The organism is Kocuria sp. 2SI (genome assembly GCF_005502825.1).
GTDB lineage: Bacteria > Actinomycetota > Actinomycetes > Actinomycetales > Micrococcaceae > Kocuria > Kocuria palustris.
On the sequence record NZ_SCNB01000003.1, the window covers coordinates 1 to 22,622 of the forward strand.

Genomic DNA, 22,622 nt, shown 5'->3' on the forward strand with positions numbered 1-22,622 from the left:
TCGTCCAAGTCCCGCGACGACCTCCAGGAGACCATCGCGCTGCTCAAGGGCAAGGACCTGGACGTCGACCTGCAGTTCATCAACTTCCGCTGACAGTCCCCCGCCGCCGCCCCCTGTCGGACGACGAAGGGGCGCCGTCGCAGCATCTCGGCTGCGACGGCGCCCCTTCGTCGTGTCGTTTCAGCCCTCGTGGAGCATGGCCTGCAGGCGCTCGATGCGCTGGGCCGTGGGCGGGTGCGTGCTGAACATCCGGGAGAGTCCGCCGCCGCGGAACGGGTTCGCGATCATCATGGACGACGTGTTGACGACCCTCTGGTCATCGGCCGACAGCGGCCTGGCGTTGACGCCGTTCTCGATCTTGTTCAGCGCATTGGCCAGGGCCAGCGGATCCCCCGTCAGCCGGGCGCCGTCCTCGTCGGCGTCGAACTCGCGGGTGCGCGAGATCGCCATCTGGATGACCGAGGCGGCCACCGGTGCCAGGAAGGCGACGGCCAGGGCCGCCAGCGGGTTGCCCCTCTCGTCGCCCCCGCGCCCGCCGAAGATCGCGGTGAACTGCAGGAACTGCGCGATCGAGGTGATGATGCCCGCGATCGCCGCAGCCACGGACGAGGTGAGGATGTCCCGGTTGTAGACGTGCTGAAGCTCGTGGCCCAGCACGCCCCGCAGCTCGCGCTCGCTGAGCAGCTGCAGGATCCCCTCCGTGACGCACACCGCGGAGTTCTTGGGGTCGCGGCCGGTGGCGAAGGCATTGGGACTCGAGGTGGGTGAGACGTAGAGCCGGGGCATGGGCTGTCCGGCGCGGTCGGAGAGCTCGCGCACCGTGGCGTACAGCCAGGGCGCTTGCTGCTCGCTGACCTCGACGGCGTGCATGGAGCGCAGCGCGAGCTTGTCGCTGTTCCAGTAGCTGTAGGCCGTGGAAGCCAGCCCGATCAGCGCGAAGAGGAGGATGAAGATCGAGCTGCCCGTGCTCAGCGAGATGCCGTACCCGATCAGCACGAGCAGGCCCCACATCCCCCCGAGCAGCGCTGCGGTCTTCAGCCCGTTGAAGTGTCGGTGCATGCCGGATCCGTTCCTCTCGTTCAATGGGGCCGTCTGGTCGCGCCGGAGACCCAGAAGCGGCGCTCCGCCGTCTTCCCAGGCAGCCCCGGGTGCGCGCGAGCCCTCATCAGAGAGGAACCGGCAGCCTCAGACGGGTGTTCCCTATTCGGCCGTGTCTGCAGACAGTTCCCAGTATCCGCTCGTCCAGGGCCACAGGGTCTGCCACAGCTGCGGCCACTGCTCACGAGGCACCCACACCCAGGTGACGCCCTCCACCTCGGCCGGAGGCTGGTTCGGATCGGTGCTGCCGCTGCCCGGAGTCGTGCCGCCCGTGTCCGTGGCCGGATCGGTCGAGTCGTCGGTGGTCTGAGGGCTCTCCCCGTCCCCCGGCTCGGGGGGCTCCGTGGTCTGCTCGGTGGTGGGCTCCGGTGCGGGCTCGTCGGTGGTAGCGGGCTGCGAAGCCGGATCGGTCGTGCCGCTCGAACCGGGATCGCCGCTGGAGCTGCCGCTGCCCGGAGTCGTGCCGCCCGCGTCCGTGGCCTGATCGGTCGAGTCGTCGGTGGTCGGAGGGCTCTCCTCGTCCCCCGACTCGGTGGGATCCGGGGTCTGCTCGGTGGTGGGCTCCGGCTCAGGGGTCGGCTCGGGGGTGGGCTCGGGCTGCGGAGCCGGATCGGTCGTGCCGCTCGAACCGGGATCGCCGCTGGAGCTGCCGCTGCCGGAGGCCTCGCCGCTGCTCGAGGCGCCGGGGGCGCCTTCGCCCCCCGTGCCGCCCGACGCCCCGCCATCGCTGCCGGAGGCACCGCTGCCGGAGCCGCCGCCGCTCGCGGGCCGATCGGCTCCGTCGTCAGCGCCGCCGACAGCGGCGTCGCCGGCGGCGCCGGAGTCCGCCCCGTTTCCTGCCCGACTGTCCTCGGCCGAGGCCTCGCTGCCGGAGTCCGCGCCGTTGCCAGCCCTCTGGTCATCGGCCTGGTCGGCCGGGCCGAAGGCCGCGAGCCGGTCGGCGCTGTCCGACGCATCGGCCGGATCCGCCGAGGAGGTTCCGCCGCCGGGCGCCGAGTCAGCGCCGGCAGCGTCCCCGAACAGGGAGCCGCCCGAGTCCGCGCCGTCATCACCGCCACGGCCGTCGCCGTCACCCTCGCCGTCGCCGCTCTGCTCGTCGCTGCTGTCGACCTCGCCCTCGCCCGCGGGGAAGGGCAGTCCCCCGATGGCGCTGGCGCCGCCGTCGTCATGGCGGACGAGCGTGGACACGCCCAGGCCGACGAGCGAAACCGCAGCCGCCGCAGCGACCACGCCGACCGCGACCTTCAACCCGGTGCCGCCGGCCACGGCCGCACCCATGCCGAGCTTGCCGCCCGCGCTCGCCGAGCCGGCCCCACCGGCGAAGCCGCCGCCCGCTGAGCCTGCGGCTGTCGCGGAGCCTGCGGCGACTGCGCCGTCGGCGGGTGCCGGAGTCAGCGCTGAAGGGTCTGCGGGGGCCTGGCCGGAACCGCCCGATACCTCCGCAGATCCCCCGGCGGAGCTCGCGCCAGCCCCTGCGGCGGGCGCACTGCCCGTGCCGGAGGCGAGGATCGCGGTGAGCACCTTGGACTCGGTGCCCCACAGCGGCAGCGCCGCCAGCACCGGGAGGATCCAGACGCGCATGCCCACGCCGACGTCCTCGAGCTGGAGGTACTCGGCGGTGCAGCGCGGGCAGGCGTCGAGGTGCTGCTGCAGCTTGGCGCGGCGCCGGGAGGCCAGGGTCCCTGCGGCGAACGCGCCCAGCTCGCCGGCGTACTCCGGGCAGGCCTCGGTGGCCTCGGCCGAGACCTGCGCCTGCAGGTAGGCGCTCTGCAGCCCCTCCCGGGCCCGCTTGGCCAGGGCGGAGACGGCGTTGGGGCTGATCTGCAGCTCCTCGGCCACCGCCGCGGGCTTCATGCCCTCGACCTCGGTGTGCCACAGCACGGCCTGCCAGCGCTCGGGCAGCGAGCCGTAGGCCGTGGCCACCCCGGCGGCCTCGCACTGTCGCACGACGACGTCGTCGAACTCCTCGGGTCGATCCAGCTCGGCCTCGTCCTCCGAGGGGCGCACGCGGCCGGCCGCCATGCCGTGGTCGACCGCCAGACGGCCGATGGTGGTGACCAGGTAGCTGCGCATGTACTTGCGGGGGCCGCCGCCGCGGCGCAGGACGCTGAGGATGCGGGCGAAGGCCTCGGAGACCAGGTCCTCGGCGTCATGCACATTGCGGGTGTGCATGCGCGCGACGTTCAGCGCGGTCGAGCGGTGCCGCTCGTAGAGCGCGGCGTACGAGCTCTCGTCGCCGGCGCGAGCCGAATCCAGCAGCGCCTCATCGGCGATCGCCTCGTCCTCGGGGGCCGCGGACTCCTCCTGCGGGGACTCGAGGTCTGCGGGGGCGATCGGTGCGGCGGCCGCACCGGCATCATCGGCAGCAGACCACGGCGTCTGCGGGCCCGGGCCGGCCTCCGCCCCGTCCTGAGGGCGCGGCTCGTGCCCGGAGGCGGGCTCGTGGCTCGTCGCCTCCGGCTCGCTGTCCGCAGGATTCTCGTGATGGGGGTTCATGGGGCGCATTCGGTGCTCGGGCGTGGGAGGCGGCTTCTTCAGCCCTGTTCGTCAAACGGATGCATCCGCCAGGAGGCGCAGTCCGCCCCCGTGTGCGGGCGCTCGCGTCAAGGCCGCCGAACCGCAGCAGACCCTCCCTGAGGGGACGCGGCGATCTGCACCTGAGGATAGGCAAGGCCGACGCGCGGGGCCAGTCGGATGACGGCGCCGCAAGAGACATATGCGTTCGCATCCCCGCAGATCAGCGTCGTCGCCTCCCCGAGACGAGTGATGCAGGACATGCCGTTCTTGTGAGTTTCTCAGAATTATCGCTACACTCGGGACCATGAGGACATCAGCACTCGAGACGGAGACCCACGGGTACCCGCCGCACGAGGGCCGCGTCGTGACCAGCGAGGACTGGAGCGCACAGCTGCGAGCCCAGGGGCGCCGGGTCACCCGTCAGCGCCTGGCCGTCCTGGCCGCAGTCCAGGACCACCCCCACAGCTCGGCCGAGCAGATCGCCGAGCTCGTGCGGGAGCAGCTGCCCAGCATCAGCACTCAGTCGGTGTACGTCGTGCTGACGGACCTGACGAGCCTGGAGATGCTGCGCAAGTTCGAGCCCCCGGGCAGACCCGCCCTCTACGAGACCCGCACCGGCGACAACCACCATCACGCCTACTGCGTGCGCTGCGGGCAGGTGGAGGACGTCGACTGCGCGGTCGGCGCCGCGCCGTGCCTGAGCCCCTCGGATGACCTCGGCATGCAGCTGCTCTCCGCCGACGTCCTCTACCGCGGCATCTGCCGCAGCTGTCGTGCGGCCGAGGCCGCCGCAGCAGCGGAAGCCGCCCCACAGACCCCCGGAGCGGTCGCTGCTGCTGGCTGACCCGGGCCGTCGCAGGGGCGGCGCGTCAAGCGCGGCGCCCGGATCGACGACCATCGCAAGATCACCTCACAGGAGGAACACCGTGGCCGAGAAGAACATCTACGAAGACGGACTGCGCCCCACCGGCGAGTTCACGACCGATCAGCTGGGCAAGCCCGTCCAGTCGGACGCCCACTCGCTGACGAGCGGCGGCCCCGACGGCGTCATCGCCCTGCACGACACCTACGTCGTGGAGAAGCTGGCGGCCTTCGACCGCGAGCGCGTCCCCGAGCGCGTGGTGCACGCCAAGGGCGGCGGCGCCTTCGGCGAGCTCGAGATCACCGAGGACGTCTCGGAGTACACCCGTGCGGCGGTCTTCCAGAAGGGCACCAAGACGCCCATGCTGGCCCGCTTCTCCACGGTCGCCGGCGAGCAGGGCTCGCCCGATACCTGGCGCGATCCCCGCGGCTTCGCGCTGAAGTTCTACACCACCGAGGGCAACCTCGACATCGTGGGCAACAACACCCCGATCTTCTTCATCCGCGACGGCATCAAGTTCCCGGACTTCATCCACTCGCAGAAGCGCCTCCCCGGCTCGGGCCTGCGCGACAACACCATGCAGTGGGACTTCTGGACCCAGTCCCCGGAGTCGGCCCACCAGGTCACCTACCTCATGGGCTCGCGCGGCATCCCCAAGAACTGGCGCCACATGAACGGCTACGGCTCGCACACCTACCAGTGGGTCAATGAGGCCGGCGAGCGCTTCTGGGTGAAGTACCACTTCATCTCCGAGCAGGGCGTCGAGGGGCTCACCGGCGAGGAGGCCGCGCACATCGCCGGCCAGGACGCCGACGCCCACCGCCGCGACCTCTACGACTCCATCGAGAAGGGCGACTTCCCGGCCTGGTCGGTCGAGGTGCAGATCATGCCCTACGAGGACGGCAAGACCTACAAGGTCAACCCGTTCGACGTCACCAAGACGATCTCGCACAAGGACTACCCGCGGAAGAAGATCGGCCGGTTCGTGCTGAACCAGAACCCGCTGAACTACTTCGCCCAGATCGAGCAGGCGGCCTTCTCCCCGGGCAACACCGTGCCCGGCCACGAGATCTCCCCGGACAAGATGCTCATGACCCGCGTGTTCTCCTACCCGGACACGCACCGTCACCGCATCGGGGCGAACTTCGCGGAGCTGCCGGTGAACTACCCGCACTACGCCGAGAACAACTCGTACTCGCACGACGGCCCCATGCGCTACACCTTCAAGGCCCCGACCCAGCCGGTCTACGCGCCCAACACCGTCGGCGGCCCCGTCGCCGGCCAGGGCGTCAAGCCGGCCGACGAGATGCGCTGGGAGACGGACGGCGAGATGGTGCGCGCCGCCGCGACCCTGCGCGCCGAGGACGACGACTTCTCGCAGCCCGGCAAGCTGTACTCGGAGGTCATGGACGCCGAGGAGCAGCAGATCCTGGTGGACAACATCGCCGGGCACGTGGGCGACGTCCAGGACGAGACGATCAAGGAGCGCGCCTTCCAGTACTGGGAGAACGTGCACCCCGAGCTGGGCAAGCGCGTGCGCGAGGCGGAGGCCGCCAACCGCGGCGCCGACGCCAAGTACGTGTGATCCGCTGATCCGCCCCCGGCCGCTGCGCGGCCGACGAGCGACAGGCCCCCTCGACCATCCGGTCGAGGGGGCCTGCTTCCATCCCGCTGCCCTGCGGCCACGAGCTCCAGCGCAGCAGGACGGATTCCGCGCGGAAGCGCCGCCCGGGCGCGCCCTCAGCGGATGTCAGGCGAGAACGGCTGGCTGCCCGGTATGGCGCCCGGGTCCTCCGACTCGGCTTCGAAGTCCTCGTCGTCCGCCTCCGCCGCGCGGCGCTGCTGGTCCTCGGACTCCTCGAGCGAGGCCAGCAGGCGGAAGATCTCGTCCATCTCGAACACGGCCATGGGCGCCCTGGCGTTGAGCCGGATGCGCCGCGCCCCCGAGTCCAGAGCCATGCGCAGGACATCGCGTCCGGAGGCCGCACGGGACTCGAGGCTGCGGTCCAGGGCCGCGACCTCGGCCACGGAGGTGAAGACGTAGAGCGTGTCCGCGGTGCCGTCGTCGTTCGAGGCGAAGACCGGCGGCGGGACGGAGCCGTCCTGCGGGGGCTCGGTGGCCACGAGCAGCCTGGACTCCCGCCCGACCATGCCGCCGAGGATCTGCGGGATGCTGCCGGAGACCAGACCGCCCTTGACGACGTCGTTGTGCGGCGAGGACAGGGCCCACTGGATCTGCCGACGCGGGATGCGGCAGGAGGCCTTCCCCGGATCGACCACCAGGTGGTCGTACTGCTCGTCCTGCATCAGGATCTGCAGCGGCACGAGCGTCGGCTGGCGCAGCAGCGTGGGCTCGCCGGCCTCCTGGCCCGAGAACCGCCGGAAGGCCTCCCGGGCCTCCTCCTCCGAGGTGAACACTGCCAGGCCCACCGCGCCGTCCTGATCGCGCAGGCTCTGGAGCCGGATCGTCGACTCGGGACCGGGCTGGGCTCCCTCCGCATCGGGCACCAGGTCGGAGCCGCTGGCATCGAGCACCACGGTCCCCTGCATGGCCTGGCGGAGGACCTCGATCATCGCCTCCTCCGAAGGGGCGGCGGCGAAGCCGAGCACGGCTTCGCGCAGCAGCGGATTGACGGTGGACCCGTCCACCGCGGAGGCGACGTCCTCCGGGGCCAGCACGGGGATGCTCACGTCCGCCTGCGCGGCCATCTCGGCCAGCCACGACGGGACCCGGTCCTCCGTGCGCGGGAAGCGCTCGAGGTGCGCGAGGGCGTCCTCGAGCCCGTACGGGCCCTCCTCCCCGAGGACCTCCGGGCGCTCGTCGTAGACGTGGTGGGCCGTGAAGCGGTGCTCGGGCTCCGGCCAGCCCTCGGCGATCACGATCACGCTGGTCGCGAACCAGGTGCCGCGTCCGGGACGGTAGCTCAGCGACTGCAGCCGCTCGATGCTGCGCAGCACGGGGCTCGCCGCATTGAGGGGGCCCACGGTGCCGGGCAGGACCCGGCCATCGCGCTCCTCCGAGATCCGCAGCCACACGCGGCCGTCCTGCGGCTTCAGATCGAGGATCATCCGCTGCCAGCCGGGCCGGGCGTTCACGACGCTGAGCACCCACTGCCCGATCGTGCGCAGCTGCTGCTGCAGCAGCTCGGCGGTCTGGGCGTCGGTGCGCTGCTCGGCGCCGTGGCTGCCCGGACGGCGACGGCCGGAGGGCTCGGGAACGGGGGCGGGGGCGGGATCCTGCGTCATGGCTCAACCCTATCCAGGTCCTGCCACCGCCCGGGCGCGCTCTGCCTTGCTAGCCTGGGGCCCATGACGACAACACTGCAGCAGCTGATCGACGATTCGGTCTTCATCTCGACCGAGCACCAGGCCCGCCTGGCCGAACTGAGCCAGGGCGTCGAGTGGGACGTCGACTTCTCGGCAGCCTCGTTCACCCTGCAGTCCGACCCGCCGGTCACGCTGCGCCCCCACCTGCTGGGCACAGACTCCACCAGCCGCGGCTCGTGGATCTGGGCCTGGCAGGAGCTCGGGCACTTCCCTCCGGAGGTCGTCGCCGCCTCGGTGCAGGCCCGCCAGACCGGCTCGCGCAGCGATGTCGAGGAGCTGATCGCCGATGAGATCCCCCGCGAGGACGGGCTGGCTCGTCGCCTCGCCCTGGCTGCGAAGTCCGTCACGGGGATCTGGGCCCACTACCCCGCCGGCGTGGGCGGCCAGGTCACCGCGTGGCTGCTGCTCGAGGGCCCCGAGCTCGAGCTGCCCGCGCTGGACGTCGAGACGATGATGCGCGTGATCGCCGAGGCGCTGCAGACCGGCACCGCCGAGGACCACTGCCGCGCAGTGGACTCCTACATCCGCCTGCGCGGCGCCCACATCGACTGGGACGGCGAGACCACCTGCGTCATCACGACCCGCTCCGGCGCCCAGCGGCTGTGGTTCGAGGACCGGAAGATCGACGCCGCCGAGTCCGCCGATCCCCTGGTCGGGGAGCAGGAGCTCAGCGTCCTCGAGGAGGAGGCCGTCTCCCGCCGCGAGGCCCTGCGCGCCGATCGCGACGATGCGCTGCGTCTGGCCGCTGCGGAGGCCGAGCGCGATCGCGCCGCCCGCCAGGCCGACGAGCAGGCTCGCCGGGAGGCCACCGCAGCCCAGGAGCGCGCCGAGCAGGAGCCGGCGGCTCCCGCCGCCGATGCCGAGCAGACCCCGCTTCCCGACCAGCTCTCCCGCGAGGAGCTCGAGGCCCCCGTGCCGGCCTCCGAGCAGCCCGAGATCCAGGACGACGAGCCCGCCTACGAGATCTCCCACGATGAGCCGGAGCAGCCGCGCGACGACGAGCCGACCGTCACCTACGGCGGTGCTGCCGCCGACGACGACCTCCCCTACGACCAGGATCCGCGCCGCGACGTGGCTCCCGGCGAGGTCACGACCTCCACGGTGCCCGTGGCCGAGACCCCGGACGTGGCGGAGACCTCGGACGAGGACTCCCACGACGACGAGCGCTCTTCCGAGGAGGCTGCGGCGGCCCCTGCCGAGCAGGACCGCACGGAGGCTCGGGAGGCCGAGACCGTCGAGCGCATCGATGCCGAGGACCTGCGCCGCCAGGACTCCGAGCGCACCGTCGCCCCGGTCGAGGACCCGCAGGACGCAGCCGTCGACGACGAGGCCGCCGAGCAGACCCGCCCGGCCGAGGACGACCAGCCGCGCAAGAGGGGCTTCCTGAGCCGCTTCTTCGGACGGTGAGTCTGACGCCGGACCCGGCCCCGACCTCCGGTCCGGCCCCGGAGGTCGTCGACGTCCGCCATGTGCGCAGCCCCCGCGCGGGGCTGGCACAGGGCATCGCCGCCTACACCTTCTGGGGCGTGCTCCCGCTGTACTTCGTGGCGCTGGCGCCTGCCGGCCCCTGGGAGATCGTCTCCATGCGCATCGGGTTCGCGCTGGTGCTGTGCATGATCATGCTCGGGGTCTTCCGGCAGTTCGGCCGCTTCGCGGCGGCGCTGTCCCAGCCGCGAGTGCTCGGCCTCCTCGCGCTGGCCGCCGTGCTCGTGGGGATGAACTGGACGCTCTACACGATCGCCACGACCTCCGGGCACACGCTCGAGGCTTCGCTGGGGTACTTCATCAATCCTCTGGTCTCGATCCTGCTGGGCGTCCTGGTGCTGCGTGAGCGGCTGCGGCCCCTCCAGTGGGGCGCCCTGATCCTGGGGGCGACCGCTGTGCTGGTCATGTCGGTCTTCTACGGCCAGGTCCCCTGGATGTCGCTCGGGCTGGCCTTCACCTTCGGCTTCTACGGGCTCGTGAAGTCCATGGTCGGCAGCAGCTGGCCCGCCCTGGTGACCCTGTCGGTCGAGACGCTCGTCCTGCTGATCCCGTCCTCGATCATCGTGGGGCTGCTGATCAGCCGTGATGCGCTGGTCTTCGGCACCGCGGGCCCGGCCAACACGGCCCTCATGATCGGCACGGGCGTGATCACCGTGGGCCCGCTGCTGCTGTTCGGGCTCGCGGCCTCCAACCTCCCGCTGTCCACAGTGGGCATGCTGCAGTACATCGCCCCGATCCTGCAGTTCATCGTGGCGGTGGCCATCCTGCACGAGGCCATGCCGCCGGAGCGCTGGGCCGGGTTCTTCGTCGTCTGGGCCGCCGTCGTGCTGATGATCGCCGACGCGGTCCTCGCCGGGCGTCGCCGCCGCCGCGACCGCGCAGCCGAGCCCGTCGAGGCTCGCCCCCTCGGCTGAGCCGGCCACCGCGCGGAGCACGGCCCCGGGACAGAGACGACGAGTCGCCCCGAGCAAGAGGCCCCTGCCTCCGGCTGCCCGTCAGGCAGCGGAGGCAGGGGCCTCTGCGGTTCACCGGAGCCCGCACGGGGCGGTTGCCGGTCTCAGTCGTCCTGCTCCTCCGGGGAGTTGCGCAGGTGCAGCAGCGAGGCGAGCAGGCCGCCCCAGACCGTCACCATGGCGACGATCATCATGACCACGGCGGTGGTGCTCATCGGACGTTCTCCTCGTTCTCAGCGGGAATCTCGGTGCGGGCGCCGGGCTCGGAGCCCTGTGCCCAGGGGCTGCGGGGGCCGTCCTGCAGCGGTGAGTGCCCGGAGGTCCCGAGCAGACGCCGATCCAGCACGGAGTCCAGGATGGCCGGGGCCGGGGACTGCTGGGAGGCGCGCGAGCGCTCGGACCAGGGGATGCGGGTCATCAGCCAGGACAGCACCGGCAGCGCCAGCGCCATGCCCCAGCCGAACACGCCCACATACCAGCTCGGGTATCCCCCGTAGCCCTCGGACAGGGTCACGGACAGCTGGCCGATCAGGGAGTAGCCCAGCACGACGACGCCCAGGCCGCCGACCAGCAGCATCCAGGTGCGCCCGAGCTTGAAGGTGGACACCGAGTTGAGGTGATCGCGCAGCACCGGCAATGCCGTCAGCCCGGAAGTGAGCAGCACGACCGCCACCAGGGCCACGAGCATGATGCCGTAGTTGTTCACGAAGGCGTCGGCGACGTCCAGCAGGCTCAGGCCCGTGGTCGTGGGGAGCAGCGCAAGGGAGACGATCGCCAGCGGGACGGTGACCACCAGGACCGCCGGCACGCGGGTCAGGCCCAGCTTGTCCCGGAAGCCCGCGATGATGACCTCCACGATCGAGATCAGCGAGGTGAACCCGGCGAAGGTCAGGGCCCCGAAGAACAGGACGCCGATCAGGGTGCCGGCGGGCGCCTCCGAGATGATCGTGGGGAAGGCGATGAAGGCCAGGCCGATGCCGTTGGTCGCGACATCGCCGACGGCGACTCCGGACGCGCTGGCCATGAAGCCCAGGGCGGCGAAGACGCCGATGCCCGCGAGGATCTCGAAGCTCGAGTTCGCGAAGCCGACCACCAGCGCGGAGCTGGTGAGATCGGTCTTGGGCTTGAGGTAGGAGGCGTAGGTGACCATGATCCCGAAGCCCACGGACAGCGAGAAGAAGATCTGGCCGTAGGCGGCCATCCACACCGACGGATTGGACAGCGCCGACCAGTCCGGGGTGAACAGGGCGTCCAGGCCCGTGCCCGCCCCGTCCAGGGTCAGCGAGATGACCACCATGACGACGAACATGACGATCAGCAGCGGCAGGAAGATCACGTTGAAGCGGCCGATGCCCTTCTGCACGCCCAGCGACATCACGACGATCAGCACGCCCCACACGAGGATCATGCCGATGAGCACCTGGGGCACGAAGTCGAAGCTCGGGGCGACGGTCTCGGCGACCTGGAGGTACTGGCCCATCAGGAAGCCCTCGGGGTCATCGCCCCAGGCCTTGGTGAAGGAGAAGATCGTGTAGGACCCGGCCCAGGCCAGGATCGCGGCGTAGTACACGGCGATGACGCAGCAGATGGCCAGCTGCCACCAGCCCAGGACCTCCGCCTTGGGGTGCAGGCGGCGGAAGGCCAGCGGGGCGGAGGCGCGGAAGCGGTGTCCCACGGCGTAGTCCAGCATGAGCAGCGGCAGGCCGGCCGAGAGCAGCGCGACCAGGTACGGGATCATGAAGGCGCCGCCGCCGTTGTCGTAGGCGATGTACGGGAAGCGCCAGATGTTGCCCAGGCCGATGGCGGAGCCCATGGCGGCCAGGATGAAGACGGTGCGGCTGGAGAAGGCTTCGCGCTCGTGCGAGGAGCGGACCTCCGTGGTCGCGGAAGCGTTGGGTGAGGACACGTTCCACCTCGAGAAATCAGGGCTCGACGGCGCGTGTGCGTCCCGCCGCCTCGGTCATCGAGGTCATGCCCCGGGAATCGGGATCATTTCAGCGGTGCATTTATACCGCATTCTCAGGAACGGCGGTGAACCATGTCACGCCCGAAGGCCTCCAGCGCCGAGCGAGCGGCCGAGGCGGGCAGCGGCTCCAGGGCCCGCAGGGCGTCGTCGACCCACTCCTGCGCGACGGCCCACGACCGCTCGACGGCCTCGTGCGCGCAGATCGCCTCGACGGCGGCGGCCAGGGCGTCGTCGCTGGTCAGATCGGCGTCCACGAGCTCGAGGACGCGCGCCGCGGAGGCATCGCCGTCCTCTGCCATGCGCCGCAGCATGAGCACCGGCAGGGTGAGCACGCCCTCGCGCAGGTCCGTGCCGGTGGTCTTGCCGGTGACCTCCGAGGGCGAGGTGATGTCGATGATGTCATCGGCCAGCTGGAAGGCCACGCCGATGCGCTCGCCATAAGTCTCCATGGCGGCGCGCACGTGCTCGTCCGCACCGGAGAGGCCTGCGCCGTAGATCCCGCACGCGGCGATCAGCGAGCCGGTCTTGCCCGCCAGCACCTCGAGGTAGTGCTCGAGGGCATCCGTGCCCTCCGGGACGCCGGAGGTCTCCTTGAGCTGGCCCTCGACCAGTCGGGCAAAGGCGTTGGCCTGAACCTTGAAGGAGTCCCCGGGCAGCTCGGCCACCAGGGACGAGGCGCGGGCGAAGATGAGATCGCCGGTCAGGATCGCGACCGAGTTGCCCCACACCGTGTGCGCGGCCTCGACTCCGCGGCGGACGGGGGCGGAGTCCATGACGTCGTCGTGGTACAGCGAGGCCAGGTGGGTCAGCTCGACGACCACGGCGGCGTCGACGACGTCGTCGTTGATGCCCCCGCCCACCTGGGCGCTGAGCAGCGTCAGCAGCGGGCGCACCCGCTTGCCGCCTGCCTGCAGCAGGTGCGAGGACGTCACCTGGATCAGCGGATCCGTGCTGCGCACGCACTCGGCCAGTCGGTCCTCGATCGCCGAGAGGCCTTCGATCAGCTGCGGTCCCAGCACCTCGTCCTGAGCGACGGCGGCGAAGCTCGGGGGCAGGATGCCCGACAGCGAGTCGTCGGGGCGCGCGGGGGCCTGGGAGGAGTCAGTCACGATCGGACACTCTACTTCGTCGGGGACGGCTTCTGGAGGCGCTCGTCCGGGATCCCGGACGAGCGCCTCCGGTTGGAGGTGGCCGGGGTGAGGGCGTCCAGCAGCGCGATGGCCCGGTCCTCCCAGGTGTGCGCCGGGCGGTCGCTGAGCTCGGTCATGACCTGCACCACGAAGCGCATCAGCGCGGGCAAGGACATGCCGGTGGCGACGGCGGCCTTCATGATCCGCGGCCGCCCGATCAGCTGCGCCAGCGCGCGCCCCTGGGTGAAGTGGGCTCCCCATTCGTCCTGCAGCAGCTGCGGATAGCGCGCCAGGACCACGTCGCGCTGAGCCGGGCCGTTGGCCCCGGCGGCCTCGTGGATCTGCTCGGCGGCCAGGCGCGCCGACTGCATGGCATTCGAGATGCCCTCGCCGTTGAACGCCGAGACCAGCCCCGCGGAGTCGCCGAGCAGCATCATCCCGGGCACCCAGTGCGGCGTGCGGGAGAAGGCCATGGGCAGCGCAGCCGAGAGGATGCGGCCGCGCTGATGCTCGGGATCGAACGTCCACTGGCTGGGCATGGAGGCCGCCCAGTCCTGCAGCACGCGTCGGTAGTCCGTGCCGCGGAAGGCCTTGGAGGTGCTGAGCATGCCCAGGCCCACGTTGGCGGTGCCGTCGCCGGCGCCGAAGACCCAGCCGTAGCCGGGCAGCAGGGAGCCCGAGGGGTCCGTGCCGTCGCGCAGCTCGAGCCAGCCCTCCATCCACTCGATGTCCGTGCGCGGGGACTCGTAGTAGCCGCGCACGGCCACGCCCATCAGCCGGTCCGGATCGCGGTGCAGGCCCGAGCTGACGGCCGTGCGCGAGGAGACGCCGTCGGCGGCCAGGACCAGATCGCCGAGATGGCGCTCGGTCTCGCCGGTGCGCCGACCGTCCGCACCGAGCACCGAGGCGTCGGCGCCGATCACGCGGCCGTCGTCGTCGCGGACCACGGAGGCCACGGAGCGGTGCTCGATCAGCCGGGCACCGGCCGCCTCGGCGTGGCGGGCCAGGTGCTGGTCGAAGCCCGAGCGGGGCCGCACCAGCCCGTAGGACGGGAAGTCGGTCAGCTCGGGCCAGGGGACCTCGATCGCGCGGTCGCGGGCGCACAGCCTCAGCCCGCGATTGGCGCGATAGCCGTCCTGCGCGCCGTGCGGCAGGTCCATGAGCTGCATCTCGTGCACGGCGCGCGGAGTGAGGCCATCGCCGCAGACCTTCTCACGCGGATGCGCCGTCTTCTCCAGGACCACGACCTCATGGCCGTGGGCGGCGAGCCAGTAGGCGGCGGTGGATCCCGCAGGACCGCCGCCGGCGATCACGACCTTCACGCCAGATCGATGGTGGGCGCGCCGTAGGTGTGCTCGAGCGACTTCACCGCGTGATGCAGGGCCACGATGCCGCCGGTGAGATTGCGGTAGCGCACCTCCTGCCACCCGACCTCGCTCAGGTGCTCGGAAAGCGTCTCCTGGTCCGGCCAGTCGCGGATGGACTCGGCCAGGTACTCGTAGGCCTCCGGGTTGGAGCTCACCTTCTGCGCGATGCCCGGGATCGCGCGGACCAGGTACTCGCTGTAGAGCGTGCGGAAGGGCTTGAAGACCGGCGTGGAGAACTCGCAGATCACCAGGCGCCCGCCCGGCTTGGTCACGCGCAGCATCTCGAACAGAGCCTGGCGGTGCTCGGCGATGTTGCGCAGGCCGAACGAGATCGTCACGGCATCGAAGGCCTCGTCGGCGAACGGCAGGTGCGTGGCGTCCGCCTGGATGAAGTCGATGTCCGGGCGACGATCGCGCCCGACGCGCAGCATGCCCTCGGAGAGGTCCACGGCGACGACCTCCGCGCCGGCATCCACGAACGGCTCCGAGGAGGTCCCCGTGCCGGCGGCGACGTCGAGCACGCGCTCGCCGGGGACCGCGCCCACAGCGCTGGTGACAGCACGGCGCCAGCCCCTGGTCTGGCCCAGGGCGAGGATGTCGTTGGCGAGGTCGTACCGCGGGGCCACCTGATCGAACATGGAGGCGACGGCGTCGGTGCGCTTGGACAGGTCTGCACGATTCACAGGCTCCATTGTGGCACCGCCGCCCGACAGCCCGAACCGACATGCCCCGCGGCCGCGGCCTACACTGAGCGGCTATGCCCGTCAGCCACTGCTCACCCGCCCCGTCGGCCCCGCGCCGCAGCCTCACCATGCCCCTCGAGCAGCTGCGCGACGCACTGCCCACGGTCCTGCACGAAGACGCGGATCTGCGCGCCATGCTGCCCGCAGGACCCGAGGCCTGCTGGACGATCGGCGGCCTGGGGCTGATCGGCTTCGGCCGGGCGGCCTCGTTCGCGATCACCGGCGAGGACCGGTTCACGGGCGCCCGGGCATGGTGGGACGACGTCGTGGACGGGCTGCGGATCGAGGATCCGCTGCAGCGCTCGGCCACCGGGCCCGTGGCCTTCGGCGCATTCGCCTTCGCGCGCTCCTCCCAGCGCCGCTCCGGGCTGGTGGTCCCCGAGCTGGTGCTGGGCCGCGACGGCGACGGCGCCTGGGCGACCCTGGTCTCGTCCTCCCCCGATCCCCTGGGGCCCGACGACATCGCGGAGGCCGTCCGCCGCCTGATCCAGCTCCCGGACGGGCCCGCCCCCGAGACCGCGGCGCCGCGCGCCCTCGAGGATCCTTCCGCCCAGGCAGCGTGGCTGGACGGGGTGGCCTCCGGGATCGAGGAGATCCGCTCCGGGAGCCTCGAGAAGATCGTGCTGGCACGGCGCGTCCCGGTGCGCGCGGCCGAGGGCTCGCAGCTGGACATGCCGAGGGCGCTGAGCCGCCTGGCCGCCGACTACGACCGCTGCTGGACCTACACCGTGGACGTCCTTGGCCGGCCGAGCCCGGACGGCGGTCGGACCTTCGGAGCCACGCCCGAGCGGCTGGTGCGCGTGCTCGACGGCGCCGTGCACGCCCGGGTGCTGGCCGGCACCGTCGCGCGGACCTCGTCAGGTCCCGCGAGCGCCGCCGAGCGGGCCTGGGCTCACGAGCGGCTCATGGAGGACGCCAAGCAGCGCTCGGAGCACGAGTTCGCGATCGCCTCGTTCCTGGAGGGGATCGCCGCCTACACGGACGCGGTGCGCTCCTCGACCGAGCCGTACCTGCTCGAGCTGCCCAACGTGTGGCACCTGGCCTCGGACGTGACCTGCGATCTGCGCCGCGGCCCCGACGGCACCGTGGCCTCCGCCCTCGAGCTGGTGGAGGCCGTGCACCCCACTGCCGCCGTGTGCGGCACGCCGACCGCCGCCGCGGCCGCTTCCATCGCCCGGCTCGAGGGGATGGATCGAGGCCTCTACGCGGGCCCCGTCGGCTGGGTCGATGCCCGGCACAACGGCGACTTCGGCATCGCCCTGCGCGGCGGGATCCTGGAGGACGCAGCGACCGCCGGCGTCTATGCCGGCTGCGGCATCGTGGGCGCCTCCGACCCCGCGGAGGAGCTCGCCGAGACGCGCGCCAAGCTGCGTCCCGTGCTGGGGGCCCTGGGGGCCGAGTGAGGCCCATGTGCCGGATCATTCCAGCGATTCGACATGATCAGGGCTTATTAATATCCCAGACATCCTTAAGAGTACCTGGTGATATCCCAGGGATTCCCCTCATATGAACTGGATCACACCCCTGCGAGCATCGTGGCACTCGAAGAGGTCCGCCTCCTCGAGCGCGCTCGGCGAATCTGCCGCCGCGCCCAGACACGACGGAGAGATCAGGGACCCATGTCCACGACCCAGACCCTCGCGACGGAGAACCGCTCGCTCGAGATGAAGACGGCCATCTGGGTGGCCGCCATCACCTCGACCGCGCTGATCTTCGACGGCTATGACCTCGTGGTGTACGGCACCGTGATGCCGACCCTCATGAACGACCCCTCGCAGATCGGCCCGCTGGATCCGTCCCTCGCCGGAACCGTCGGATCGCTCGCTCTGATCGGCGTGCTGCTCGGATCGTTCGCCTCCGGACTCATCGGAGACATCCTCGGCCGCAAGCGCATGCTCATGATCGGCATCGCCTGGTTCTCCAGCGGCATGGCCATCACCGCCCTGACCGGGACCGTCTTCACCTTCGGCCTGCTGCGCTTCCTCACCGGCCTGGGGCTGGGCCTGGTCATCGCCACGGCCGGTCCGATCATGGCCGAGTTCGCCCCCAAGGACCGCCGGGGCGTCTTCAACGCCATCGTCTACTCGGGCGTCCCGGCCGGCGGCATGTTCGCCTCGCTGTGCGGCATCTTCCTGGGCGAGGCCATCGGCTGGCGCGGTCTGTTCCTCATCGGCGCCACGCCGATCCTCTTCCTCTTCCCCCTGGCTGCCCTGAAGCTGCCGGAGTCCCCGCGCTGGCTGCTGGCCCGCGGGCACGAGCAGCGCGCGATCGAGGTCGCCAACCGCACCGGCGTGCCGCTGCAGGATGAGCTGATGGTCTCCCGCGCCGCCTCCGCCCCGGCCCGCACCGGCTACTCGACGCTGCTGACCAAGGAGTTCGGCATCGCGACCCTGCTGATGGCCCTTATGTCCTTCGCCGGCCTGTTCCTGACCTACGGCATGAACACCTGGCTGCCCCGCATCATGGAGTCCTACGGCTACGGCGAGCTCAAGCTCTGGTTCCCGTTCGTGCTCAACGGCGCCGCGGTGATCGGCGGCATGATCGCCGCGACCGCCTCCGACCGCCTGGGCAAGCCGCAGAACGTCATCGCCACGACCTTCGCCCTGGCCGCGATCACGCTGGTGCTCGTGACCTTCCACTTCCCGCTGCCGTTGCTGCTCCTCTTCATCGCGGTGGCCGGCGTGGGCATCCTGGGCACCCAGGTGCTGGTCTACGGCTTCCAGGCCAACTACTACACCTCGAACGCCCGTGCCGCAGGCGTGGCCATGTGTGCCACGATCGGACGCGCCGGCGGCGTGTTCGGCCCCATGGTCATCGGCTGGCTCGTGGCTGCCGGCCTGGGCGCCTCGCAGCAGTTCTACGTATTCGCGGCGGTCGCGCTGCTCGGCGCCATCGTCACGGTGCTGGTGCCGCGCAAGCACAACACCTACCTGATCGAGCGCCGCCTGCTGATCGACGGCGACGCGAAGCCGGAGGAGGTCCAGGCCGCTCGCGAGGCGGCCGCCGAGTCCCCGCTCGTCGTGGACGGCGCCTCCGTCCCGGCCCAGGGACCCCGCACCGGAGCCTGAGCAACCGCGCGGCCGGCAGGCGCTTCAGCAGTCCTCCCAGGAGCTCATCCGCGCACGGCGCGGGTGAGCTCCTGGCTCATCTGCCGAAGACCGACGCGCTGGGCACGCACCACGACCGCGCTCACCCCCGGAGCCGGGTCGCGCAGCTGCTCCTCCAGTTCCTGGACGGTGCCCGCCTGATGCACCGGAATCCCGTAGCCGGCGCAGACCTCGGCCACCCGTGCGCTGGGCGGCGTGCCGAAGAAGCGCTCGACGATCTGCCCGTAGGCCCGGTGCTCCCCCAGCGCGCCGTGCTCGAGCGTGGCGAAGATGCCCCCGCCGCCGTCGTCGAGCACGACGATCTGCAGCTGCGGGGCCCGTTCGCCGCGCAGGCTCAGCAGCGAACCGGCATCGTGCAGCAGGGTGAGATCGCCGAGCAGGACCCGGACCGGACGCCCGGAGGACAGCGCAGCCCCGGCAGCCGTGGCGACCAGTCCGTCGATCCCGGCCAGTCCCCGGTTCGCCAGGACCTCCACGCCCTCGTCGGCGCGGGGATCAGGCTGGCCCAGCAGGTCCAGATCCCGGATCGGATTCGACGAGCCCATCACCAGCAGTCGGCCGTCGGCGCGGCAGGCCTCCCAGACGGCCCGTGCGGTCAGCGGACCGGGGACCCCGTCGCTCACGGAAGCCGCCCGCTGCAGGACCTCGAGCGCACGACGCTGGCCCTCGGCCCCGGCTCTGCTCCAGGCCTCGGTCCACTCCCGCGGAGCCCGCCCGAGGAATGCGGCCGCCTCAGCCGCCGTCGTGAGCTCGCGCTCAGACCTGCGGCCGTCGTCGAACCACGGGACCGGCCGGGGCCGCCATGCCGCGACCTCCACCCCGCGACGCTGCAGCAGCGCGGCCACCGGGCGCGAGAGCGTGGGGCGCCCGACCAGCAGGACGCGCTCGATGCCCTCCCCGAGCGCGGTGTCCAGCAGGGCACGGTAGGGGCCGATCGCCGTGGAGCCGCGACGGGCCTGAGAGGACGGCTCGGCCAGCAGCGGAGTCCCGAGCGCCTCGGCCAGCTGAGCGGCGCCCGCTCCTGCACCATCGCCGGCGACCAGCACGCTGTGCCGCAGGCCGTCCGGCTCCTCCGGGAGCCTGATCTCGGCAGGATCCAGCGGCGGGATCTCCACGGACAGGCGCAGTCGATCGGCGAGCTCTTCTGCCTGATCCGCAGCGCCGGCGGGGTCATCGGCGGCGTCGTCCGCACGCGGCTGCCCCGGGGCCGCCGCGGTCGTGCCGGGACCTTCATCGTCCGCAGCATCCTCGGTCGGCGGCTGCGGCTGCAGCGGATCGCGCAGCGCGACGTTCAGGTGCACGGGCCCCGCCGGAGCCTCGTGCCCTTCCGATCGGAGCGCGGCGAGCACGGGGGCAAGGGCCTCCAGCACCAGCCCGCGCAGCGCCTGCGGATCGTGCGCCGAGTCCTCGAGCACCACATCGAGCTCGACGCGCACGAAGCCCGCGAAGATCCCGGGCTGCACTGTGGTCTGGTTCGCCCCGGTGCCGCGCAGCTCCGGCGGTCGGTCGGCGGTGATCGCCACGAGCGGGACCCCTGCATGATGGGCCTCCATGACCGCCGGCAGCAGGTTCCCGGCGGCGGTGCCCGATGTCGTCACGACGGCCGCGGGACGCCCCGTGGCCCGAGCCGCGCCCAGGGCGTGGAAGGCCGCCGAGCGCTCGTCGAGGCGCACGTGCACCGACAGGTCGCGTCCGTCGCGACGGGCGGCCTCGTAGGCGAACGGGGCCGAGCGGGAGCCGGGGCACACGAACAGCTCGCGCAGCCCGGCGTCGGTGAGCCCGTCCAGGACGGCGGCGGCGGTCAGCAGGGCGTCGGAGGTCATCCGCTCACCCTACTGACCGCCGGCTGCCGTCGGAGGGGCCTCAGTCCGTGTAGGACCGTCGAGCGCGACGCGCCTTGTCGCGGATGGCCTTGGTCGAACGGCCCTTGTAGCCCTCCATCTCCAGACCGCGCGCCGACTTGCGCTCACGGGCGAGCTCCTTGCCGCGGCCGAACTGCCCGCGGCCCTTGCCGGTCGAGTAGACCTGCACGACCGAGGGGCGGGGCAGAGAGAACTTGCCGTCGCCCTGGCGGGTCTTGAGCACGTAGTCCGGGAAGTACGAGCGCGGATCCTCGAAGGTGCCGTCCTCGCCCGGGTGCTGGACGGCCACGTAGGCCATCTGCTCCTTGTCGTGGATGACCGGGCCGCAGGTCTCGGCGTCCTGCGGGACGGAGAGGAACTGCTCGACCAGACCGCGCTCGCGCCCCTCGAGGCCCACCCGGAACAGCCCGTCGTTGTAGCCGATCGTGCCGGGAGCCCCGTCGGTCGAGATCCAGAGGTGGCCCTCGGCGTCGAAGGCGACGTTGTCCGGGCAGGAGATCGGCGAGACCCGATCCGCCGGGAAGCCCGCGAAGTAGGTCGACGAGTTGGCGGCCGGGTCGCCGCAGACCAGCAGGATCGACCAGTGGAAGGTCGTGCCGCCGGAGTTCGCCGCGTCCTCGGTGAGCTCGATGATGTGCCCGTCGCGGTTGCTGCTGCGCGGGTTGGCCTCGTCCGCCGCCGCCTTGCCCGGGGTGCCCCGCTCGGTGTTGTTCGTGCAGGCCACATAGACCTTGCCGGTGTGCGGGTTGGGCTCGACGTCCTCGGGGCGGTCCATCTTGGTGGCGCCGACCTTGTCGCCCGCCAGGCGGGTGTGCACGAGCACGTCCTCGACGGACATGCCCTGAACCTTCGACTCGCCGCCGACGACCAGGGGCAGCCACTGTCCCTTGCCGTCGAACGCGCCGTCGGAGGGCAGGCGCCCGGAGCCGTCGATCTCCTTCTCGGAGTCGCCGGTGAACTTGGCGACGTAGAGATCGCCCTCGGACAGCAGCGTCATGTTGTGGCGGCGGTCGCCCTGCTTGTGCTTCTTGGCCGAGACGAACTTGTACAGGTAGTCGAAGCGCTGGTCATCGCCCGAGTAGGCGACCACGGTGCCGTCCGCGGCCACGTAGACGTTGGCGCCCTCGTGCTTGAAGCGGCCCATGGAGGTGTGCTTGACCGGGGTCGACGACGGATCCTGCGGGTCGATCTCCACGACCCAGCCGAAGCGATTGATCTCGTTCTCGTAGCCCTCGTTGTTGCCGTCCCAGCGGGGGTCCACGAGATCCCAGCGGCGCGAGGTTGGCTTGGTGCCGATGCCGTAGCGGGTGGCCTCCGGGGAGGCCTTGGCGGTGAGGACGTTGTTGATGTTCTCCTCGCCGGACAGGACCGTGCCCCACGGGGTCACGCCGCCCGAGCAGTTGTTCTGGGTGCCCAGCACGAGCCTGCCGGTGGGATCGGCCACGGTCTTGAGCATGTCCGAGCCGGCGGCGGGGCCGTCGACGGAGAAGGGGGTGTCGGCGGTGATGCGCCGGTTGCGCCGACCGCCCACCACATAGGTCCAGGGCTGGCCGGGGGCCGAGCGCTCGATCTCCACGACCGCCATGCCGTGGGCTGCGATCCCGACGGCGGCCGTGCGCTCGAGATCGTTCTCGAGCTGATCGGCCGGGAACATGGTGTTCTCGTTCGTGTACTCGTGGTTGCACACGAGCACGCCGGTGCGGCCGCCGCGGTCCGGGATGATGTCGAGGTAGTCGTTGTTGAAGCCGAACTGCGCCTTCTGCGACTCGTAGGTCTGGTTCTGCGGGTCGAAGGCCGGGGAGTCGGCGAACAGCGGGTCGCCCCAGCGGATGATCGGCGACCAGTCGAAGCCCTCCGGGACGTTGAGGTCGTCGACCGCGGCATCCACGGGATCGATCGGCGTGAAGTCCATCCTGCCGCCGCGCTCGCCCCAGTAGGCGAAGGTCGCCTCGGCGCGGGTCCCGGTGGCCACGACGCCCACGGAGACCGCGGCGGCCGCACCCAGGCCCAGGGCCGAGCGGCGCGAGAGCGCCGTGGAGGCGACCTCGTGGAAGGTGGCGTTGTCGGACTGGTTGCAGTCCGGCTTGGCGCAGGCGGAGTCGCACTTCAGGGCGCACGTCAGCGGCGAGCGCTTGCCGTTCGTGTGGCCGAGCATGGGCAGGAGCTGGTGGCGCATGGGTTCCCTCTCATCGGCCCGTCGGACGA

The 22,622-nt window shown here is 71.5% G+C and carries 17 protein-coding genes; 7 read left to right on the forward strand and 10 right to left on the reverse strand.

Annotation, left to right across the window (positions count from 1 at the left end):
* On the forward strand, nucleotides 1–93 hold a 93-nt coding region (locus tag FFS25_RS02285; protein ID WP_137801783.1), incomplete at its 5' end, for a nucleotide-binding YajQ family protein.
* Nucleotides 94–180: 87 nt separating this feature from the next.
* Here the strand turns inward: FFS25_RS02285 and htpX are convergent.
* Nucleotides 181–1,059, reverse strand: coding sequence for a zinc metalloprotease HtpX (gene htpX, locus FFS25_RS02290; protein WP_137801784.1), 879 nt, complete (start codon nucleotides 1,057–1,059; stop codon nucleotides 181–183).
* 141 nt (nucleotides 1,060–1,200) lie between these two features.
* On the reverse strand, nucleotides 1,201–3,594 hold the full coding sequence (locus tag FFS25_RS13915) for a sigma-70 family RNA polymerase sigma factor (RefSeq protein ID WP_137801785.1): 2,394 nt from the start codon (nucleotides 3,592–3,594) through the stop codon (nucleotides 1,201–1,203).
* 325 nt (nucleotides 3,595–3,919) lie between these two features.
* Here FFS25_RS13915 and FFS25_RS02300 point away from each other — a divergent pair, with 325 nt between their 5' ends.
* Together FFS25_RS02300 and FFS25_RS02305 are read left to right on the forward strand one after the other, a co-directional pair.
* Nucleotides 3,920–4,459 (forward strand): Fur family transcriptional regulator, encoded by a 540-nt coding sequence (locus tag FFS25_RS02300; protein WP_081609574.1) that lies wholly within the window; start codon nucleotides 3,920–3,922, stop codon nucleotides 4,457–4,459.
* A gap of 82 nt (nucleotides 4,460–4,541) precedes the next feature.
* Nucleotides 4,542–6,062 (forward strand): catalase, encoded by a 1,521-nt coding sequence (locus FFS25_RS02305; protein ID WP_024289891.1) that lies wholly within the window; start codon nucleotides 4,542–4,544, stop codon nucleotides 6,060–6,062.
* 155 nt (nucleotides 6,063–6,217) lie between these two features.
* Here the strand turns inward: FFS25_RS02305 and FFS25_RS02310 are convergent, their stop codons facing one another.
* On the reverse strand, nucleotides 6,218–7,723 hold the full coding sequence (locus tag FFS25_RS02310) for an SseB family protein (RefSeq protein WP_006213728.1): 1,506 nt from the start codon (nucleotides 7,721–7,723) through the stop codon (nucleotides 6,218–6,220).
* A 63-nt stretch (nucleotides 7,724–7,786) separates the two neighbouring features.
* Here FFS25_RS02310 and FFS25_RS02315 point away from each other — a divergent pair, with 63 nt between their 5' ends.
* Both FFS25_RS02315 and rarD read left to right on the forward strand, forming a co-directional pair.
* Nucleotides 7,787–9,211: a DUF6882 domain-containing protein gene (locus FFS25_RS02315; protein WP_137801786.1), complete on the forward strand. Its 1,425-nt coding sequence runs from the start codon at nucleotides 7,787–7,789 to the stop codon at nucleotides 9,209–9,211.
* The gene (rarD, locus tag FFS25_RS02320) at nucleotides 9,208–10,203 is read left to right on the forward strand and encodes an EamA family transporter RarD (protein ID WP_137801787.1); all 996 of its coding nucleotides are present in this window, start codon (nucleotides 9,208–9,210) and stop codon (nucleotides 10,201–10,203) included. The genes FFS25_RS02315 and rarD overlap by 4 nt, the downstream gene beginning before the upstream one ends.
* A 143-nt stretch (nucleotides 10,204–10,346) precedes the next feature.
* On the opposite strand, the gene FFS25_RS02325 is transcribed toward rarD, so the two are convergent.
* From FFS25_RS02325 to FFS25_RS02345, 5 genes are all read right to left on the reverse strand, one after another.
* Nucleotides 10,347–10,457 carry a methionine/alanine import family NSS transporter small subunit gene (locus FFS25_RS02325; RefSeq protein ID WP_081609431.1) on the reverse strand — a complete coding sequence of 37 codons (111 nt, stop codon included), beginning with the start codon at nucleotides 10,455–10,457 and terminating at the stop codon, nucleotides 10,347–10,349.
* The gene (locus FFS25_RS02330) at nucleotides 10,454–12,148 is read right to left on the reverse strand and encodes a sodium-dependent transporter (protein WP_137801788.1); all 1,695 of its coding nucleotides are present in this window, start codon (nucleotides 12,146–12,148) and stop codon (nucleotides 10,454–10,456) included. The genes FFS25_RS02325 and FFS25_RS02330 overlap by 4 nt, the downstream gene beginning before the upstream one ends.
* 113 nt (nucleotides 12,149–12,261) lie before the next feature.
* The gene (locus tag FFS25_RS02335; protein ID WP_137801789.1) at nucleotides 12,262–13,317 is read right to left on the reverse strand and encodes a polyprenyl synthetase family protein; all 1,056 of its coding nucleotides are present in this window, start codon (nucleotides 13,315–13,317) and stop codon (nucleotides 12,262–12,264) included.
* An 11-nt stretch (nucleotides 13,318–13,328) separates the two neighbouring features.
* Nucleotides 13,329–14,660, reverse strand: a complete 1,332-nt coding sequence (locus FFS25_RS02340) for a geranylgeranyl reductase family protein (RefSeq protein WP_137801790.1) — start codon at nucleotides 14,658–14,660, stop codon at nucleotides 13,329–13,331.
* Entirely contained in the window at nucleotides 14,657–15,388 is a 732-nt protein-coding gene (locus FFS25_RS02345; RefSeq protein ID WP_137801791.1) for a demethylmenaquinone methyltransferase, read from the reverse strand. Before FFS25_RS02345 ends, FFS25_RS02340 begins: the two co-directional genes overlap by 4 nt.
* Nucleotides 15,389–15,462: 74 nt before the next feature.
* On the opposite strand from FFS25_RS02345, the gene FFS25_RS02350 reads away from it, so the two are divergent.
* Together FFS25_RS02350 and FFS25_RS02355 are read left to right on the forward strand one after the other, a co-directional pair.
* Nucleotides 15,463–16,851 carry an isochorismate synthase gene (locus tag FFS25_RS02350; protein ID WP_137801792.1) on the forward strand — a complete coding sequence of 463 codons (1,389 nt, stop codon included), beginning with the start codon at nucleotides 15,463–15,465 and terminating at the stop codon, nucleotides 16,849–16,851.
* A gap of 216 nt (nucleotides 16,852–17,067) precedes the next feature.
* Complete coding sequence (locus FFS25_RS02355) at nucleotides 17,068–18,516, forward strand: MFS transporter (protein WP_249933733.1); 1,449 nt, start codon at nucleotides 17,068–17,070, stop codon at nucleotides 18,514–18,516.
* Between the two features lie 44 nt (nucleotides 18,517–18,560).
* On the opposite strand, the gene menD is transcribed toward FFS25_RS02355, so the two are convergent.
* Together menD and FFS25_RS02365 are read right to left on the reverse strand one after the other, a co-directional pair.
* Nucleotides 18,561–20,378, reverse strand: a complete 1,818-nt coding sequence (gene menD / locus FFS25_RS02360; RefSeq protein WP_137801794.1) for a 2-succinyl-5-enolpyruvyl-6-hydroxy-3-cyclohexene-1-carboxylic-acid synthase — start codon at nucleotides 20,376–20,378, stop codon at nucleotides 18,561–18,563.
* 40 nt (nucleotides 20,379–20,418) lie between these two features.
* Nucleotides 20,419–22,593, reverse strand: a complete 2,175-nt coding sequence (locus FFS25_RS02365; protein WP_137801795.1) for a PhoX family protein — start codon at nucleotides 22,591–22,593, stop codon at nucleotides 20,419–20,421.
* Nucleotides 22,594–22,622 lie beyond the last annotated feature (29 nt).